We start from the raw sequence: 19,949 nt of genomic DNA on the forward strand, positions 1-19,949 counted from the left end.
CTCCGATGGGTAGCCGTCCATCTTTTTTGCAACTATCAGGCCAGGATTTTCAAAAAAAGTGAATTCAGTGAGTTTGCAATAATTTTATCTTCTCTTATAGATTACGAGGTTCTGTCTGTTTGGGCCGCCAATACCCGATCAGAATGTCAGGCGGCTGGTGAGGATCAGACCATGGTTATAGCTATGGTAGCTTGACGTGGCGATCTGCATCGCGCCTCCGACAAGCAAGGCAAGCCTGTCCCTGGGATCGCTTCTGAGCTTGAATTTGCTAACCATCAGGCCCGGGGTCAGGAAGGTCTGATTTTTCCCATTATTGGGGCCGCCGTGGAAATAACTGGAATTGACCTCCAATTCAGGCCACAGGTATTTGCCTACTCTATATTGGACGACGGTATTCCAAAGAATCGTTTTTCCGATTGTGTTCCCTGAACTTGTTGGTAACACTCCGCCAATACCGGACTGGATATCAAATTTTCCGAAACCTTTACCGCCAACGAACGATGGCGTCACGGTAGCCGCGGCGGTACCGTTTTTATAGCTTCCGGTTGGGATGGAGAATGCCACCTGAACTGCCGTCGAGTAGTTTCCACCTTCACTAGCGGCGAACATTCTGTACTTCGCAGCGAGTGCGATATCGCCCGCGCCGTCCGCGGTCTTCGGCGTATTGTGCTGAATGTACGGCGGAAGATTGATATCAAATTCGGTGCGTGCAAAGGGGATAAAGTTGACCCCCTTTCCATTGTCGTAATTCCATGTGAGGGTGTGGGTTGACGTGTACTGCCTTACGAAATCCACTCGGGCCAATTGAACGATGGTTGATGCAGGCGCCACAACAGGAACCGGCCAGGAGGGTTGTTTTGCCGAGGTAGCACGTACGCGATTTTCCCAGGAGTGAAAGAATCCCTCCTGCGCGCAAAGAGTACTGCAGGCGAGTGAGAGGGCGAGAAGGGGGAAGGCTATGAATCGAGCGATTAGACGGGTCATAATTCTCCTTGATTTTGCGCAGGCTTCCCGAGACATGCGTCACCCTGTGACGAGTGTTTCCGGTGTCCATCAACATCACTGGTGTGTCCAGTTCCACGAGGAATCCGTTACACAAGACGTGCCAGTGTGTTTTGTTTTGAATGTTGCTGGATTTTGGGCAGACAAAGGGTCCACCCGCCCGGAGGGCCTGCATTTCTGCAAGCCATGACCGCGACACATCAAGGTGTCAATTATGGGCTGGAGATATCCGTATCCTGTCACGAGTTTCTGATTCCAGCAAGCAGGATTTCTCGCATTTTCAAATTCGCTTGCCGTTCCGCTTGTTTGCCGCTATTATCGGTTCAGCGAACGTCCCCCTGTTGACGTTCAGCGATTCAACCTTCAACCAATGCGTTGAAGGGAGCTTTTCCCAAACAAACAATTTGTCTTAGCTCCTTGAAGAGCCCTGATCGTAATTCGCAGCTTGCGCTGTGATGCCTTCTGGCCAGAGTCTCCGTGTCTCCTCTCGCGGCGCTCGTAATTCATTGTTCTGTGCATATGGACAGAACCGTGGTTTCAAGGAGCTTGTATGAACACAGATATCGCGACAAATCCGGCCGAGTTTACTTCGGAGCAGAAGCAATATCTACAGGGTTTTTTTGCCGGTATCGCGCAGCGAGGGGCAACGCCTTTTGTCGGGCATACTTCGAACGGACTCATCACTTCCGATCCGGCGAGCGGTCTTGCTAACCAGGCGGACAGTGAAGTCGAGCCGACCTGGTTTAATACACCTGTCTCCGACCTATCGAGAGAGGAGCGTTGGAAGCAGGAGCAAGATCCCTTTGCAATCTGGGACAAGATTCTGCAGTACAACAATCAAAATCTTCCACCCACTGACGATGATCGTTTTCGGCTGAAGTATCTTGGGCTTTTCCATGTCGCTCCGGCGCAGGACTCATTCATGCTGCGCCTTCGCGTGCCGGGGGGCATCCTGTCGGCCCATCAACTCCGCGGACTAGCTCAGCTCGCTGAAGAATGCGGCTCTGGGAACGCCGATCTTACGACGCGCAGTAATCTGCAGATTCGTGAGCTGCAACCGCGTGACATTGTTCGCGTACTCAACCGCATTCAAGCCATAGGGTTGAGCTCACGCGGGTCTGGCGCTGACAATATTCGCAACATCACGGCTTCCCCTCTGACTGGCTTTGATCGGCACGAACTTATCGATGTCGCTCCTTTCGCCGAGGCGATGCAGGCGTATATCACGAACTCGCGCGATATGTATGACCTTCCGCGCAAGTTCAACATCGCCTTTGATAATGGTGGTTCCATCTCCGCTGTGGCCGACACGAATGATATCGGCTTTGTCGCGGTCTCGGTCCGGGAAGAACGCAGCGTTCCTGCAGGAGTTTATTTCCGTGTTCTTTTAGGAGGCATTACAGGGCATCGTCAATTCGGCGGAGATTGTGGCCTGCTCCTGCGCGCGGAAGATACTGTCGCGGTTGCAGCGGCCATGATCCGGGTCTTTATTGCGAATGGTGACCGAACCGACCGCAAAAAAGCTCGCCTGAAATACCTGATCGATAAGTGGGGCGTAGAACGCTTCCTGGAAGAGACTGAAAAGCTTCTTGCCTTCCCGCTGATCCGGGTGCCGTTCACGGAGTGCGAACCGCGCAAAGATGTTGATCGTCGAGCTCATCTTGGTTTTCATCCTCAGAAGCAGCCAGATCTGCACTATGCAGGCGTCTCGGTTCCGGTTGGACGTTTATCTGCAGCGCAGATGCATGCAATCGCAGCTACAGCGGATGAGTTCGGTACAGGGGAGATTCGCCTCACGGTCTGGCAGAATCTTATTCTTCCCAATATTCCTACCGCACAACTGGAGGCTGCGAGCGAGGCTATTCGCGGCATTGGTCTGAACTATGAGTCGGGGACCGTTCTTGGTGGAACCGTCGCCTGCACGGGTAACAAAGGATGCCGTTTCGCAGCCACCGACACAAAGTCACATGCCGTTGAGTTGGCGCGGCATCTGGATAAGCGCTTTCCTGTTCTCGATCAGCCGATCAATCTTCACGTCACAGGTTGCCATCACTCGTGCGCGCAGCACTATATAGGCGACATAGGTTTGATGGGCGTTAAGGTTTCCGGTGACGAAGGATATCAAGTCATGATCGGCGGTGGCGCCGACAATGACCAGGGAATCGCCAGAGAGCTGATCCCCGCTGTTCGCTTCAGCGAGCTAGCGCCTCGGCTGGAAAGCCTCTTTGCTACCTATGCCGCACAGGGCGAGCCGGACGAGACCTTCCTGCAGTTTGCTCGGAGGCACGATATTGCGAAACTCCAATCCTTCTGCAATCAGGAGAAAGGATAGACCATGCAGACTGTTCCTTTTATCCCAGATAACGCTCCTTTTACGCCAGAGCAGCGCAATTGGCTGAATGGATTTCTTGCGGGGATCTATTCGCACGTGCCCGCTGCGGCAGTGAGCGTGGATCCACCTCCATCACTAAAAATTGCCGTTCTTTATGCTTCGCAATCCGGCACCGCTGAGGGGCTTGCTCGCAAGGTGGTTAAGGATTTGAAGGCCAAAGGGCATATTGTCTCCCTTACTTCTCTGGAGGGTTATACACCCGCATCGCTGTTTGCCGAATCCTATGCGATCTTTATCGCCAGCACTTATGGCGAGGGTGATGCTCCGGACGCGGTTCGTCCGTTTTATGAGCAGCTATGCCTGGAGGCTTTTCCGTGCTGTCAGGATCTTTCCTATGCCGTACTGGCACTGGGCGATTCTACCTACGAGCATTTCTGCAAATTCGGAATTGATCTCGACAACAAGCTAGCTTCTTTAGCCGGAACAAGAATCTGCAATCGCGTCGACTGCGACGTTGATCTTGACGAGAGCTTTGCCCGTTGGAAGGAGGCGCTCTACGCCAATATCGACGACATTGTTGCCTCACGTCCTTCTCGAAAGGCAGAGCCCTCTTTGGCCGCAGGGACATCTTCCACAGCAAATCAGTCCAGCAATACTGTGACTTATACGCGCGATAATCCCTTTCGAGCGCCGCTTATCGATAAGCACGCGCTGACCTGTGATATGTCTAGCAAACTCACGTTGCACGTCGCCTTCAATATCAAGGATTCGATGCTTCGCTATGAATCGGGTGATGCCTGCGGAATTATCCCCCAGAACGATATCCATCTTGTAGAAGAGATTTTGCATGCCCTAAATTTCAGCGGTTCCGTCCCAGTGCAGCTTCCAAAATCCGGTGCGACAAATCTTTTTGACGCGCTTCTTCATCATCTTCAGATCTCTCGTCTTAGTCGTAAGATCCTTGAGGCCTATGCAACGATTGGTGGCTGCCAGGCCCTGTTCCAACTTCTGGCTCCAGAGCAGCAGGAAAGCCTCAAAAAATATACTTACGATCGTGGTCTCGTCGATCTGATTCACGACTATCCGGGAGCTCTTCACGAGCCAGCCGATCTGGTTGCAATGCTTCCACGGCTCACACCACGGCTCTATTCCATCTCGTCGAGCCCCAGCGCGCATCTAGGGGAGATTCATACGACGGTGGCAGTTGTCCGTTACCGAGCCCATAATCGCGAACGCGGTGGCGTATGTTCAACACTTCTTGCGGATCGAGTTGGCAGGGGCGAATCGCTGCCTGTCTACATTCAACCCAACAAGCGTTTTCGGCTCCCAGCTGATTCCAATGCGCCCATCATCATGATAGGTCCGGGTACGGGGATCGCCCCCTTCCGTTCTTTTCTTCATGAACGACGCGCTCTGGGGCACACGGGCCGCAACTGGCTCTTCTTCGGCGAGCGTTCCGCCGCGACTGACTTTCTTTATCGCGATGAGCTACATGCTATGAAGTCCGACGGGCACCTTACGCATCTCGACCTTGCATTTTCACGCGATCAGGATCGAAAAGTTTACGTCCAGGATCGCATGCGTGAACAAGCTCCCACCTTCTGGCAGTGGCTGCAGGAGGGGGCAAGTATGTATGTCTGCGGAGATGCGACTCATATGGCCAAAGATGTGGATACCGCCCTTCATACCATCGCGCAAGAGCAAGGCCGATTGAGTGATGAAGCTGCAATCGAATACGTGCAACAGCTGAAAGATCAGCATCGCTATCACCGCGACGTTTACTGAGTCTCGCCTCTTTATGCGACAGCAAGGACCCGGCATGGCGCTCCCGCTTCACGAACTCGCACACTCCGAGACACCGAACAATATCGTTCGGCTGACAGAGAACGGCCTTGAGATTGTGCCGCATGACGGTGGAGAAGTTCAATCTTCGCTTATACCAATGCGCTCGTTACAGCCGGGGGAACAATACCGCTTTCATTTCGATATGACGAAATGCATCGGGTGCCGGTCTTGCGAAGTTGCCTGCAATGAGCAGAACGGGAATCCTGCCGATCTTCGCTGGCGGCGCATCGGAGAGATCGAAGGGGGGACCTGGCCCAATACGGTGCGCCACTACCTTTCCATGGGTTGTAACCACTGCCTGTCAGCGGATTGCGTTCGCGGCTGCCCCGTGGACGCTTACAAGAAAGATCCTGTCACGGGAATTGTTCTTCACTCCGCCGAGGCTTGCATCGGCTGTCAGTATTGCGTATGGAACTGTCCCTACTCTGTGCCGCAGTTCAATCCGGAGCGCGGCGTGGTGGGCAAGTGCGACATGTGCCATGGCCGCCTAACATCTGGACTCGAACCAGCATGCGTCAATGCATGTCCTGAGAACGCTATCGAGATTGAAATTGTCGATCAATTGGAATGGCGAAGCGATCATGCAGCTGCCGATGCTCCGGGAATGCCTTCCGCAGGGCATACCCTCTCTACTACACGTATTACGCTGCCACAAAACGCGACAGCCTCTCTTGAACGCGTTGACATAGAGACGATCCGCCCCGAGCACCCTCACTGGTCTCTTGTCTGGATGACTTCGCTCATCCAGCTCTCGGTTGGCGCTCTTGTCGTCTCTGTGGTCTCACGCAATGCCGGTCCTATCGCCCTTACTCTGGTCCTCACTCTTACCGCCCTGACTCTTAATATCTCCATCTTTCACTTGGGACGCCCTGCCTATGCGTGGCGTGCTCTCAAGATGTGGCGCCGTTCTTGGCTTTCGCGCGAGGTTTTTTTATTTGGCGCTCTGTTTATTGCTCTGGTGTCTCTTACAGCGGCATCGTGGCTCACGGCGATAAAGATGTTTCCGGCATCGATTCTCCCTGTGCTGGAGGTGCTTGCCCCGGTGATCGGTATTGCCGGAATTGTCGCCAGTGCGCGGATCTACCTCGTTCCCGCGCGGCCCGCATGGAATACGTCGCACACTATTGCCGATTTTCTAATTAGTTCCGTACTGCTGGGCAGTGCTGCCATGCCTTTGTTATTACGAACGACAGAACACCTAGGTCACATCCCTTTTCTAAGCACGCACGGCTTCTCGCATGGCGCGGTAGATTTTGCTTTCTGGCCGCTTGCTTTGGGCGCTGCACTCTGGACGTTGAATCACGTGGTTCGTATCGTTCGTCTCCACCGTTCCGAGGTCTATGAACATCGCGCCGCAGCATCTTTGCTGAACACGCATAATTTGCGCGGAACTTTTCTTGTCTCTTTCGCTTTCGTGGGTCTCGCGCTTCTTCTATCCATCGCTGGACAGCCTCTTCTAGCGCTGCCTGCTGCATTGGCTGGAGTCATCTCCGCTCGCTATCTTTTCTTCGTGTCTGTCGTGCCGCTCAACATGGCTCTTACCTTCGTGAGATCGGGTCACGCATGAGCAACGCATTCTTAGCCAAACTAAAACAGCTTACGGGGATCGATACGCGTCGCGAGAAATACGCTTACGCCGAAGATCCCATTTATGGCCATATCTCTGAGTCGCGCATCGCGGACCGGTGGACCAAAACGACCTGCGGTTACTGTTCTGTCGGGTGCGGCATGCTTATCGGTACTCGCGAAAACAAAGCTGTAGCGGTGCGCGGCAATCCGGATCATCCGGTTAATCGAGGCAAGCTGTGCCCAAAGGGGCTCTCCGAGCACCATATTCTTTCGGCTCCTGGTCGTGCTCGACAACCACTTCTCCGTAAAGACGGCGTCCTTACGCCTGTTTCCTGGGAGGAAGCTCTCGACACCATGGTCTCGCGTATTCGCGATATCCAGAGCCGCTATGGCAACGAATCGCTTGGCGTCGTCGGTACCGGGCAATTGCTCACAGAAGAGTGCTACACACTCGGCAAACTGGTTCAGCTAGGTTTCGGGACACGCAACAATGATGGCAATACCACGCTCTGCATGGCGTCCGCCGTATCAGGCTATAAGCTTTCCTTTGGTTCTGATGGTCCTCCTGGCTCCTATACCGACATGGAGGATGCCGATGTCATTTTGTTGATCGGAGCGAATGTTGCCGACAATCATCCGATTCTTTGTCATCGTCTCGACCGCACCTCTCCCGGATCCAAGGCTCGCACCCTGATTGTCGTCGATCCACGAGTTACGAAGACAGCCATGATGGCGGACATTCATCTTGCGGCAAAGCCGCGCAGCGATATCGCACTTCTCAATGGGATTGCTCACATTCTCATATGTGAAGGCCTGATCGATGCGGACTACATCGCTCGACATACCACGGGCTATGAAGAGTTCGCGAACTTTGTCGCGACCTTCACACCAGCCCATGTAGCGTCGATTACCGGTCTTACCGAAGAACAACTCATCCATACGGCGTTGCTCTATGGCCGGGCTAAATCTGCTTTTATCGGCTGGACCATGGGGGTCAATCATTCCACTCAAGGTGCTGTCACCGTTGCTGCGATCAACAATCTTGCGCTGATCACGGGTAATATAGGTCGCCGCGGGGCCGCGCCTTTCTCCATCACAGGTCAGTGCAATGCTATGGGAACGCGAGAGACTGGATTCACCGCATCCCTCCCTGGCTATCGCAAGTACGACAATCCCCAGGATCGCGAAGATCTAGCTCGCATCTGGAACATTGATGTCGATCGAATACCCACAGCACGAGGCCTCGCCTATCCCGACATTATTGAGGCTGCCGTGCAGAATCGCATCAAAGCCCTGTGGTTCGTCGCCACCAACCCGGCGGTTTCCTTTCCGAATTACAAGCTGCTTGAGCATGCTCTGCGTAATGTCGAATTTCTCGTCGTTCAGGATGGCTTTCATCCCACGCCTACAAGTGAATTTGCGCACCTTGTTCTGCCTGCTGCTATCTGGGGCGAGAAAGAAGGAACCTATACCAATTCGGAGCGCCGAGTCTCAAAGGCTAATCCCGCAGTTACACCTCCTGGAGAGGCCCGGCCAGATTTCGATATCTTTCTTTCCATTGCAGAAAGATTAGGTGTTAAAGAGGAACTGTATCCGGGGTGGCGAACTACGCATGACGCCTTTTTAGAGTGGCAGAAGGTCTCTCGCGGTCGCATGTGCGACTATTCAGGTTTCACCTGGCAGCAGATAGATGATGCGAACGGCTTGCAATGGGGTGGCCCGTCCCTCTACCAGGACGGCATCTTTCCCACTGACGATGGGCGTGCCAGAATTCATTCCGTTCCATGTGAACCTTTTGTAGAACAACCTGACTCGCACTTCGATTTCATCCTCAATACTGGCCGCACGGTGGAGCACTGGCACACCAGAACAAAAACTGCTGAGGTTGAGCTGCTTAACAACATGGTGCCAAACGCCTGGCTTGAGATGAATCCAGTGGACGCCACCCGGCTCGATCTTAAACCGCATGACCGAGTCACTGTGCGTAGCCGCCGTGGCGCCGTTGTCGATCTTGAACTGCGAATTACCGGTATTGTGGCGCCGGGACAGGTCTTCATGCCCTTCCACTTTTCCGAGACGAACTCCAACATCGTAACCCTTGGAGCATTTGATCCCATCTCACGGGAGCCCAATTTCAAGCAGTGTGCTGTTCGTATCGAGCGAACGCCGCTGAGTAGCAGGCGTACTGCATCAACCCGTAAGTGAACACAACCAATGACGCGAAAAAGCAAATGAGACGGAGACCATCGGCAATATGGTAAATTTCAAAACATTTCTCAAAGCTGGACATGCGCCTACGCTCTTCAGTGCTTTCCTCTACTTTGATTTTTCCTTTGCAGTATGGGTTCTGAACGGAGCCATGGGGCCGTTTATCTCCGAACAGTTTCATTTAAGGCCAGCGCAAATCGGGCTGATGGTGTCGACGCCCACGCTTGCGGGAGCGTTGATGCGTTTTCCTCTAGGAATTCTGTCTCAATATATCGGGCGAAAAAACGCAGCTATTGTGGAGATGACGGCCATCCTGATGGCTCTTCTTTACGGATACTTCTTTGTGCATACGTTTCATGATGTGCTCGCCATGGGAGTTCTTCTCGGCATCGCCGGCGCGAGTTTTGGCGTAGCGCTTTCGCTGGGGTCGGGTTGGTTCCCAAAACAATATAAGGGGCTCGCGATGGGCATTGCGGGCGCAGGGAATAGCGGAACAGCGCTTGCAGCTCTCCTTGCTCCGCGTCTGGCTCAGCACTTCGGCTGGCAGAAAGTGTACGGATTTTCGGCGATCATGATGTTGCTGCCACTTCTGGTGATGATTTTGTTCGCCAAGGAGCCACCCGATATCGACCGCCAGACCCTGCGTCAACACCTCTCTTGTCTTTGGGAGAAGGATGGGTGGGCGTTCAACCTTATCTATGTGATTACGTTCGGGGGATTTCTAGGCCTGGCCACATTTCTGCCGTCGTTTTATTACTCTCAGTTTCACGTTTCGAAAGTTCAAGCCGGTTCTTTAACCGTGTTAGCCACACTTACAGGTTCGCTGACACGCGTTCTAGGGGGATGGTCTGCCGATCGAATCGGTGGAATTACGACGCTTTCCGTTGTCTTTCTTATCGCCATCGCGGGTATTCTGGGGCTCGTAGCTCAGCCGTCTCTCGTGTTGACGACACTACTCTTTATGCTCTGCTTTGCTGCTCTGGGAGCGGGCAATGGAGCTACTTTTCAGCTGGTTCCGCTTCGATGGCCGCTTACTACGGCTGTTGCTGGCGGAATGATCGGCGAAATCGGAGCTCTGGGTGGAGGCATTCTTCCGAATCTGCTTGGCCAATCGAGACAGCGCACTGGATCTTATGCGGCTGGATTTATTTGTTATGCCATCCTGGCGGTTGCGATCCTGGGCCTAATACGGATTGTCTCGCGCAAGTGGACTCGGACCTGGGTAGGAGCCGGTGGTCGTGCCATTGTTCCATTGCCGTCACATTCTCCATCCTCCTCGTTGACAGCTTCTATGAGTCAGGCTCAAGAGGTAGCCTCTGAAGTTTAGAACACACGCAACACCCGGCCCTTCAATACATACATGGCACGTCGAGAATGCATCCGCGCATGGAGCATCGTCGATGTGCCAAATGTTTTAAAGGCCCTGCAACTCAAAGAGGGTCTTCGTTTATCTGCAAAAACTCTCGATATAGGCGTCGAATGAGGGCTTTTGTGGACTTCCCGTCTGCGATTAGATGATGTTGTGCGCTGCTTTCTTTCTATTTGACACGCTTGAATCGGTGCTGATAAGTTCCCGTTCGAAGTTCAAACAATAGGTTTTTACGAGAGGCAGAATCCGCCTCTCGTCTTTTTCGGGAGGATCGGTGCCATGAAATCGAAGCTGTTTTTTGTCTGGGTTGTTTTGTGCTCGTTGACCTTATCTTCATCGTCATTCGGACAAGCCGTTAGCGCGACACTGCTGGGTACCGTTTCAGATTCAACGGGAGCCACTGTTGCCAACGCAAAGGTCACGGCAACTGCGACGGCGACCGCGACGGTGTATGAGTCGGTGACGAACGAAGGTGGCAACTACACCATTCCGAACCTGCCGCCGGGAACCTATTCCGTTACAGTGACTGCGAGCGGATTCAAGAAAGAGACGCACCAGAACATCGATGTTCTGATCAATTCTTCGACGCGCGTGGACTTTGCCATAGCGCCGGGCAGCGTGTCGGAAGAGGTGATGGTGACGACGGCGCCTCCGCTGCTGCAGACAGACCGCGCAGACATCAGCACGAAGCTCGAGACGCAGCAGCTGCAGAGTCTCCCGATGGGGACAAATCGAAACTTCCAGTCACTGCTGAATCTTGTGCCGGGATCGACTCCAGCGACGTTCGAACACTCGCAGTTCTTTAATGCCCAGGGTTCGCTACAGACACGCGTGAATGGAATACCACGCATGGGCAACCTATATCAGATCGAAGGCATTGACGACGATGAGCGCACGGGTCTTCTGCAGATCATCGTTCCTCCCACGGATGCGATTCAGTCGGTGGACATCACAACGAATAATTTTGATGCCGAACTGGGGCGTGCGATTGGCGCGGTAACGAACGTTGTCCTGAAGTCTGGAACAAACAAATTTCACGGTTCGGCGTTCGAGTACATCCAGAATAATGCAGTGAATGCGCGGAGTTACTTCGGGCCTAAGCTTGGTCATCTTTCGTACAACAACTATGGCGGGTCGATTGGCGGTCCGATCTTCAAGGACAAGCTGTTCTTCTTTGGTGACTACCAGGGAAGCTCTGATCACGAGACTGTAGGCGGCACGTTTACGATTCCGGATGCGCGGTACTTTACGGCGAATGCACAGGGAAACATCGATCTGAGCTCTACGCTGCAGGCCAAAGGTGTGGGTCAAATTTTCGATCCGGCGACTGGCGACGGACGACCGGTAGCCCAGGGTGGAACCCCGCGCACAGCATTTGCGAATAACCAGATTCCGATCAGCCGTGTGAACCCAGTATCGCTGGATATTTTGAATAGATTGAAGGCAGCGGCAGCTCAGTACGGCACGCTGACGCCTTCGGCGTCGCTGCTGACACCGGCAAACAACTACACGACAATCCTGCCGTTTACCAAGGGTACGAATAGCTGGGATACAAAGATCGACTACGCGATGAACGAACGGAACCACGTCAGCGGTCGGTTCAGTTGGCAGCGGGTGAATACAGTCCAGGCTCCCGCGTTCGGACCATTCCTGGGAGGACCGGCAGGAGGTGGCGGCTTTCAGGGCAATGGAACGCAAACGTCATACAGCACAGGTGTGAACTACGATCACGTCTTTTCGCCGACGCTGTTTACCCAGGTGCGATTCGGGGTGGCTCACCTGCGGAACAATGCTCAGCCAAGCAACTATGGATCGAACGATGCCGATGCGCTGGGAATTCCGGGCGTAAACATCAATCAGTTCAGCAGTGGACAGGTGGGAATATTCCTTACTGGTTTTGGTCAGACGAATCAAGACTATCCGTTGATAGGCTACTCCGCCTCCATACCGTGGATCCGTGGGGAGTCGAACATCGACTTCGTGAATAACTGGACGAAGATCATTCGCAACCACACAATCAAGTTTGGAGGCGACCTTCGCAGGATTCGTGACGATCTATTGCAGGACCAGACCTTCAGCCCTCGCGGCATCTTCCGTTTTGCTGACCAGCAGACGTCGGATGCGTCGAGTTCCGGGACGAACCTGGGCAATAATATTGCGAGCTTTCTTCTCGACCGTCCGAGCCAGGTAGGACGTGACGTTAATACATTCTTCCCGGCGTATCGCCAGTGGTGGTTCTTCGCGTTTGTCACCGACAAGTGGCAGGTGACGTCGAAGCTGACACTGGATCTCGGAGTTCGCTGGGAGTTCTACCCCCCGGCGACACCGAAGATCGCGAGCGGGTTTACGAACTATGACCCGGTTGCGAACAACCTTGTGGTTGCGGGTGTCGGCGGCAATCCGTCGAACCTGGGGATGCAGACGCGATTTCGCTACTGGGCTCCGCGCACGGGCTTCGCGTACCGCGCCACGGATGACACGGTCATTCGTGGAGGGTTCGGCGTGAGCTACATGCCGTATGCTGACAACAACTACGCCTACAATTATCCGGTTCGCTCGAACAACGCCTATAATCCGCCGGGCGGTAGTCCATACACAGCGGCGGTATTAGCCGATGGTAGTACCTTAGCGACCTTCCAGGCTGGATTCCCGCCGCCGGTTCCTGTTCCGATTCCGCAGAACGGCATCATTCCGGTGACAACGCAGACCCTGGCGGCGCAAAACCTGTTTTACGTTCCGTTGGATTATAAGAATCCGTACGTCATGTCGTGGAACGTTGCGATCCAGCAGGCGCTTCCGTATGACATGTCGATGCAGATTGCATACGTCGGAAACCATGGCACCGGCATTCCTTCCAATCTCGACATCAACAACCCTACGGATATTTATGGTGGAGGCAATGCTTCGAAACCGGAGTACAACTGCGTAGGATGCCCATCCACAGTCCATCGCACGGCCGCGACGAATAAGATCTTTCAGGGATTTTCATCGAACTTCCAGTCTCTGCAGTTGCAGCTTACGAAGCGGTATACACGAGGGCTGGCATTTACCTCGGCGTTTACGTGGGGTAAGGGACTCGGATATGTGACGAGCGATGACGGCAACGTTATCTTCCTGACGACCGCGAATCTGCGACGGAACTATGCGCCGAACGATTTCGACCGAAAGCTGAATTTTGAGCAGAGCTTTACGTATGAGCTTCCGGCCGGACGTGGAAAAAAGTATCTGAATTCGGGCGTGGGCGCTTATGTATTGGGCGGTTGGAAGTTGGCGGGAACCATATCGGCGGTCTCCGGTCTACCGTTCTCGGTGTACGCGAATGGCGGTACCCTGAACACTCCAGGAACGGCGCAATTGGCGAACCTGACCGGCGTCTATAAGGTGCTTGGTGGACTTGGACCCAACAACCCATGGCTGGATGTGTCGGCGTTCTCGCAGCCGGGAGGATGTCCGACAACGGGTTGCAATGCATCGAACGTCCGGCTGGGCAATACGGGTAGAAATCAGTTCCGAGGGCCAGGCTTCATCCAGAACAACGTGTCGATCTCCAAGAGCTTCCCCCTCTGGCATGAGAAGGCTGCTCTTGAGACGAAACTCGATGCATTCCAGCTGAGCAATACACCTCAGTTCGCAGTTCCGAACTCCGGTAGCGGCAATCTGTTTACATCCGGAAGCTTTGGGCGCATCACCAACACGCTGGGCAGCGGTCAGGGGAGCGTGAACGGCGTGGGCGGTGGCCGCAGTCTGCAGGCCTCGGCAAGAATTACGTTTTAGAACGATAATTGATGCGGCGGTATAGTCGGCGGATCGGCTCTAAGGAAGAGCCGATCCGCTGCCTTCATAACGAATGGGGCGAAATGGACGTGATATCTCGAAGGGGTTTTTTACGAAACGCAGTAACTGCGGCAGCCGTAGGTTTTGGAACACAAAGGGCCTTTGGTTTTGCGGGAGCACAGCAGTTCAAGGTGGCAGTGATTACCGATGAGATCGCGCAGGATTTCGATCATGCGTGTGCCGTTGCCTCAAAAGAATTTGGAATGCAATGGGTCGAGCTCCGTGGAATGTGGAAAAAGAGCTTGATGGCGTTGACGGATCCGGAGCTCGCTGAAGTCCATAAGATCCTGTCGAAATACAACCTGCAGGTGACTGACATCGCCAGCCCGTTGTTTAAAGCTCACTGGCCGGGCGCGCCGCGCTCCACCGAAGGCCCGAAGAAAGATGTTCCCGGGGATGTCTTAAAACTGCAGGATGAAGTATTAGAGAAGAGCATCGCCCTGGCGAAACAATTCAAGACGAACAAAGTAAGGTGCTTCGATTTCTGGAGACTCGAGGACGTTACGCCCTATCGGGATGCGATCGATCGCAAACTAGCTGAGGCGGCGGAGCGATGCAAAAAAGAGGGTATCTTACTCGTCGTGGAAAATGAACCTGCCTGCAATACCGCAACCGGGCGGGAGGCCGCTCGGCTGCTGGGAGCTGTGAAGTCATCTCATCTGGCTCTGAACTGGGATCCCGGCAATGCCGTAATGCGCGGAGAGCTCGACGCCTATCCTGTGGCGTGGAAGATGCTGCCGAAGGATCGCATCCATCATTGTCACGTTAAAAATGCGGTCAAGGGGCCGGATGGCAAGATCGCATGGTCTCCGACCGGAGAGGGAATTATTGACTGGACGGGACAATTTCGCGAATTGGCCAAAGCAGGCTATCGCGATGCGGTCAGTCTGGAGACCCATTGGCACGGTGGGGCGACGCCTGAGGAATCAAGCCGGATCAGTTGGGGTGGCATGAAGAAAGCAATGCAAAATTCGGGTACTTACTCGTAACGGTATGATGGATGGAGCCGTAAGTTGCACATAATGGAACCGGGGTAGCGCGGTGGGGCGGTCTTTTCCTGCTCGTGCATTCCGGCTGATATTATGATCGTCAAAATAAATGAAGACTCTTCCAAGCAAACTTGGGGGTAACGGCAGCTCGCCCTCGCCCGCACAACATTATGGAGTGCGAAGGATAGATTTGTCTTCAGCCCAACTGGCATCCAGTGAGATGGCTCGGGACATTAATCGCGACATCGTTCTGGAATTTATCCGCTTTCGACAGCCCGTGTCCCGGGTCGATTTATCCCGGTTTTCCGGGTTGCAACCCAGTACCATCTCCGCGATTGTAGAAGACCTGATAGACGAAGGATGGGTAAAAGAAGGCCCTGTGGTGCGAGGCGGCCGCGGCAGGCCCTCGACGATGCTCTCCGTCAACGATGACCTGGTTACACTGGCACTCGACATACGTCCGAATCAGGCAATCGTTGCCGTGGTTGACCTGAGTGGTCGCTTTCTGTCGCATGAGTCCATCATGACCGCTTCAAGTCCCGAGGCCGCGATCGCGAAGATCATTAAGAAGATGCGATCGCTACAGGGCAAATACAAGAACAAGACCTTTGAAGGTATTGGGGTAAGTGTTCCAGGGCGAATAGATCCAGCGACCCACCGGCTTCTGATGGCGCCAAACCTGAAGTGGGACGGATTTGATATTCGATCGGCTTTAGAGAAAGCGATGGGTCTGCAGGTCGAGATCGATAATGACGCGAATGCCTGCCTCTTATCGGAGCTATGGTCAGGGCGCCTGGAGGGGGTTAGAAATGCGGTACTGATCGCAGTCTCCGAAGGTTTGGGGACGGCTATTCTCGCTGGCGGTCAACTGCATTCCGGGTTTAATGGTCTGGCTGGCGAGTTCGGGCATATCCCAATCGATCCAAAAGGGCCAGTCTGTGGGTGCGGTCAGAGAGGTTGCTGGGAGATGTTTGCCTCATCTCGAGCTGCTATCAGAACCTATCGAAAGCTGTCGCGTAGATCCCATCTTACGGATGTGCAAGGTTTACTACGGCTGGTGCAGGATAAAGACCCATTTGCGCTGAAAGCTATCAAGTCACAGGCGGTGGCGCTGGGACGTGGCTTGCGCCTGGTGACGGCAGCGCTCTCTCCCGAAAAAATTCTAATTACTGGCGAGCTGACCTCATGTTGGGATGTGATTGGCCCAGTCGTGCAGCAAGAGCTCGAGGCTGGAATGCTGGCAGGGCCCGCGCCGCAATTGACCACTGCGGGAGATGGATATCTGGCGCGTTTGAGTGGAGGTGCAGCCCTGCTTCTGCAGAGACACTCCCACTATCATCGATCGACGCATGTTTCACGCACGATAAAGCGCGGGAAAAGATCGCGGGTATGACCTCAAATGGGTTGATGCGTCCTCCGGTATGATAAGGGTTTCAGTAAACGTTTTCTCCGCAATCGAACGAGAGCAGTAAAGACCAGGTACCTGCATGGAGGAAAGGGATGTATCTCGGAATTGACTGTGGGACGCAGGGTACCAAGGCGTTATTGATCGATGAGAACGGCAGGCCTTTGGGGCGAGGATATGCGCAGCATTCTCTAATCGAACGTGAAAATGGAGCTCGCGAACAGGACCCGCAATGGTGGATCGAGGCTTTACGCGATGCAGTCCGGCAGGCAGTCTCGCAGGCCCCGACCACAAAGGTAGTTGCACTGGGCGTCTCAGGGCAGCAGCATGGCCTGGTTGTGCTGGACGATGCGATGCAGGTAATCCGTCCGGCGAAGCTCTGGAACGACACGGAGACAGCTCCACAGAATGACGAGCTCATTGCGAAGCTGGGGGGAAGTGCAGCCTGCCTGGAGAAGATCGGCATCGTTCCTCTCACTGGCTATACGGCGTCAAAATTGCTTTGGATCAAAGAGAAGGAACCAGAGAATTTCGACCGTATTCGTCATATTCTTCTGCCGCACGATTATCTGAACTTCTGGCTGACAGGCCAGCTCGTTGCCGAGTATGGCGACGCCTCCGGGAGTGCGTTTTTCGATGTCCGCTCGCGAGATTGGTCAAACGAAGTGCTTGATCGAATCGATGGCGGATCCGGACTGCTGAGAAAGGCTCTTCCAGCCCTGCTCAAGCCGGAAGATGTCGTTGGCACACTCCGTCCCGAGGTTGCCGCGAAGCTTGGCCTTTCGCCCGACTGCCTCGTCTCCTCAGGGGGAGGCGACAATATGATGGGAGCCATTGGAACGGGCAATGTGAGAGAAGGCGTGGTAACCCTTAGTCTTGGAACTTCCTCCACCGTATATTCCTTCTGCGAGCACCCTGTTGCGGATTCGACCGGGTCGGTCGCTTCGTTCTGCTCTTCCTCGGGAGGCTGGCTGCCATTGGTCTGCACCATGAATGCTACCAATGTTGTCACCAAGACTTTGAACACTCTTGGCAAGACGGTGAATGACCTCGACGCAGCGTTGGCCGAAACCCAACCTGGGGCAGATGGCATGTCCTTTCTGCCATTTCTTAATGGAGAGAGAACGCCTGACCTTCCACGTGCCCGTGGGACGATTGTCGGGATCTCTTCCAATAACTTTACGAGCGGAAATCTGATTCGCGCTGCAGTGGAAGGTGTAAGTTTCGGGATTCTGAATGGTCTCGACCTGATTCTTGACGGAAGAGAGCCCAGTGTAATCTTTGCGATCGGTGGGGGCGCACGTTCGAGAGAGTGGCGACAACTCCTGGCGGATGCTACGGGCGCCACCATACAAATGCCCGTAGAGGAAGAAGCCGGTTGCCTGGGAGCCGCGATCCAGGCGATGTATGTTTTTTATCGCGCCAAAGGCATTCCCACAAGCATTGTTGAGATTGCAGATCGGTGCGTCGCTGTTTCAAAGGATGGTAAACAGGTTCCGCGGCCGGATCGTCGCCAGGCTTATCGACGAGCGATGGAGACCTATCGAACTGCGCTGCAAGAACTTTATCTTCATTAAGTATTGCTAAGGTTATAGACTGTCGAAGTTATTTCGAGGCAAAGAATAAATTCCGCAACTGACTTGTTAGGGTTAGCCTGATGCCAATCTGTTCTCCACAATTGCTGCTGTTTTTTGCATCTCGCCAGTTAACGGCTCTGGCCCCCATCGACATCGCGGTTCTCGCGCTCTATTTCGTTGTCGTGATCTTCATTGGCTTCTACGTGAAGGGCTCCACGAATACCAGCGAGGAGTTTTTTCTGGCGGGCAGAGAAATGTCCGCCTGGATCGCGGGTTTGAGCTTCGTCTCCGCTAATCTCGGTTCGCTGGAGTTAATGGGATGGGCGGGAGCAGCCTATCAGTACGGAATTCTGGCGGCGCACTGGTATTGGATTGGCGCAATCCCGGCGATGCTCTTCCTCGGCATTGTGATGATGCCGTTCTATTACATCTCAAAAACGCACTCGGTCCCGGGATATCTCCAACTCCGTTTTGGGGAGGGAGCGCGTGGCGTGAGTGCGGTTTCGTTCGCCTTCATGACAGTCCTGATGAGCGGCGTCAATATGTATTCCATGGCGCTGGTCATGAAGGTGGTCCTTGGCTGGAATATCAGCTTCTCAATCTGGGTTGGCGCGGTAACCGTCGCTGTGTATGTGATGTTGGGCGGATTGCGCTCCGCCATCATTAATGAGGTTCTGCAATTCGTGCTGATCTGGGCGGGCGCCGCACTGATTCCGATCCTGGGCCTGATTGAGGCCGGCGGATGGCAAAATCTTAAAGCGCAGATTGCCACAAACATCGGATCGAACGACTACACCCACCTCTGGAGCACCCTCGGCAGCTTCAAAGACAATCCCATGGGAGTTCACTGGACGGGAATTGTCTTTGGGCTCGGTTTCGTCATCAGTTTTGGATACTGGACGACAGACTTTCTCGTAGTGCAGAGAGTCCTCGCGGCGAATAACCTGCGTGCAGCCAAGATGGCGCCCATCATCGGGGCTGCGTTCAAAATGGCAGTTCCTCTCATCGTCATCGTGCCGGGACTGCTGGCGTTGACGGTGCTCAAAAATCCAGATGGCAGCCTCATGCACCTGGTTGGCGAAGACGTGGCTGCGGCCACTGGTCAACATAGCTATAACGAAGTGCTCCCTCTGATGCTGATCCGTTATTGTGGCCCAGGTCTTCTGGGACTGGGAATTACGGCGCTCGTGGCAGGTTTTATGAGCGGCATGGCGGGTAATGTCAGCGCATTTTCGACCGTGTGGACCTACGATCTTTACGGCGCTTACATGAATAAGAACGCACCGGATCGTCACTATGTATCCATGGGACGATGGTCGACGATTGTTGGCATGTTGATCTCGGTAGGAACGGCTTACCTGGTCGCGCATGCCGCCAGCATTATGGATTATGTGCAGGCGCTCTTCAGCTTCTTCATTGCTCCGTTGTTCGGAACTGTCGTTCTTGGCATGCTCTGGAAGAGAGCTACTCGGGCAGGAGGATTCTGGGGCCTGCTCTCCGGTACGATCGCCTCGATCGCCATGTGGATCTGGGTACAACGCGACGCGGGAGCACTTCGATATATCGCACTCTCTCCTGACGCTAAGCCGATGGCTGAAAATCTCTACCGCGCTCTCTGGAGCTTCCTGATCTGTGTTGTGATCACATATATCGTGAGCATGATGACTGAGCCGACCCCGGATGCTCAGCTTGCCGGCCTCGTCTATGGAGCTACTCCCATTCCGGATGATGGCGCACACGCTTTGTGGCAGAAACCCATCTTCTGGGCCTGCATCGTAATTGTGGTGTTCTTTGTTTTGAACCTGATCTTCTGGTAGGA

At 54.1% G+C, this 19,949-nt stretch carries 11 protein-coding genes; 10 read left to right on the forward strand and 1 reads right to left on the reverse strand.

All coding sequences use genetic code 11. The features are described from left to right. Positions 1-138: 138 nt before the first annotated feature. Entirely contained in the window at positions 139-984 is an 846-nt protein-coding gene (locus tag AC5S26_RS16330) for a transporter (protein WP_494185969.1), read from the reverse strand. A gap of 568 nt (positions 985-1,552) precedes the next feature. Here AC5S26_RS16330 and AC5S26_RS16335 point away from each other — a divergent pair. From AC5S26_RS16335 to AC5S26_RS16380, 10 genes are all read left to right on the forward strand, one after another. Then, positions 1,553-3,334 (forward strand): NirA family protein, encoded by a 1,782-nt coding sequence (locus AC5S26_RS16335; protein ID WP_494185970.1) that lies wholly within the window; start codon positions 1,553-1,555, stop codon positions 3,332-3,334. Positions 3,335-3,337: 3 nt separating this feature from the next. After that, positions 3,338-5,119 carry a sulfite reductase subunit alpha gene (locus AC5S26_RS16340; RefSeq protein WP_494185971.1) on the forward strand — a complete coding sequence of 594 codons (1,782 nt, stop codon included), beginning with the start codon at positions 3,338-3,340 and terminating at the stop codon, positions 5,117-5,119. Between the two features lie 13 nt (positions 5,120-5,132). Next, on the forward strand, positions 5,133-6,746 hold the full coding sequence (locus AC5S26_RS16345) for a DmsC/YnfH family molybdoenzyme membrane anchor subunit (RefSeq protein ID WP_494185972.1): 1,614 nt from the start codon (positions 5,133-5,135) through the stop codon (positions 6,744-6,746). Next, entirely contained in the window at positions 6,743-8,953 is a 2,211-nt protein-coding gene (locus AC5S26_RS16350; RefSeq protein ID WP_494185973.1) for a molybdopterin oxidoreductase family protein, read from the forward strand. Before AC5S26_RS16345 ends, AC5S26_RS16350 begins: the two co-directional genes overlap by 4 nt. A gap of 49 nt (positions 8,954-9,002) precedes the next feature. Further along, entirely contained in the window at positions 9,003-10,283 is a 1,281-nt protein-coding gene (locus AC5S26_RS16355; RefSeq protein WP_494185974.1) for an MFS transporter, read from the forward strand. A gap of 321 nt (positions 10,284-10,604) precedes the next feature. Then, on the forward strand, positions 10,605-14,099 hold the full coding sequence (locus AC5S26_RS16360) for a TonB-dependent receptor (protein ID WP_494185975.1): 3,495 nt from the start codon (positions 10,605-10,607) through the stop codon (positions 14,097-14,099). Positions 14,100-14,290: 191 nt separating this feature from the next. After that, a complete protein-coding gene (locus AC5S26_RS16365) occupies positions 14,291-15,148 on the forward strand; it encodes a sugar phosphate isomerase/epimerase family protein (protein ID WP_494185976.1) in 858 nt (285 codons plus the stop codon). Between the two features lie 190 nt (positions 15,149-15,338). Then, positions 15,339-16,541: an ROK family transcriptional regulator gene (locus AC5S26_RS16370; protein ID WP_494185977.1), complete on the forward strand. Its 1,203-nt coding sequence runs from the start codon at positions 15,339-15,341 to the stop codon at positions 16,539-16,541. Between the two features lie 107 nt (positions 16,542-16,648). Then, the gene (gene xylB, locus AC5S26_RS16375; protein WP_494185978.1) at positions 16,649-18,130 is read left to right on the forward strand and encodes a xylulokinase; all 1,482 of its coding nucleotides are present in this window, start codon (positions 16,649-16,651) and stop codon (positions 18,128-18,130) included. A gap of 80 nt (positions 18,131-18,210) precedes the next feature. After that, on the forward strand, positions 18,211-19,947 hold the full coding sequence (locus tag AC5S26_RS16380; RefSeq protein ID WP_494185979.1) for a sodium:solute symporter family protein: 1,737 nt from the start codon (positions 18,211-18,213) through the stop codon (positions 19,945-19,947). Positions 19,948-19,949 lie beyond the last annotated feature (2 nt).

It is taken from the genome of Edaphobacter sp. FHG110511_03, assembly GCF_059115365.1.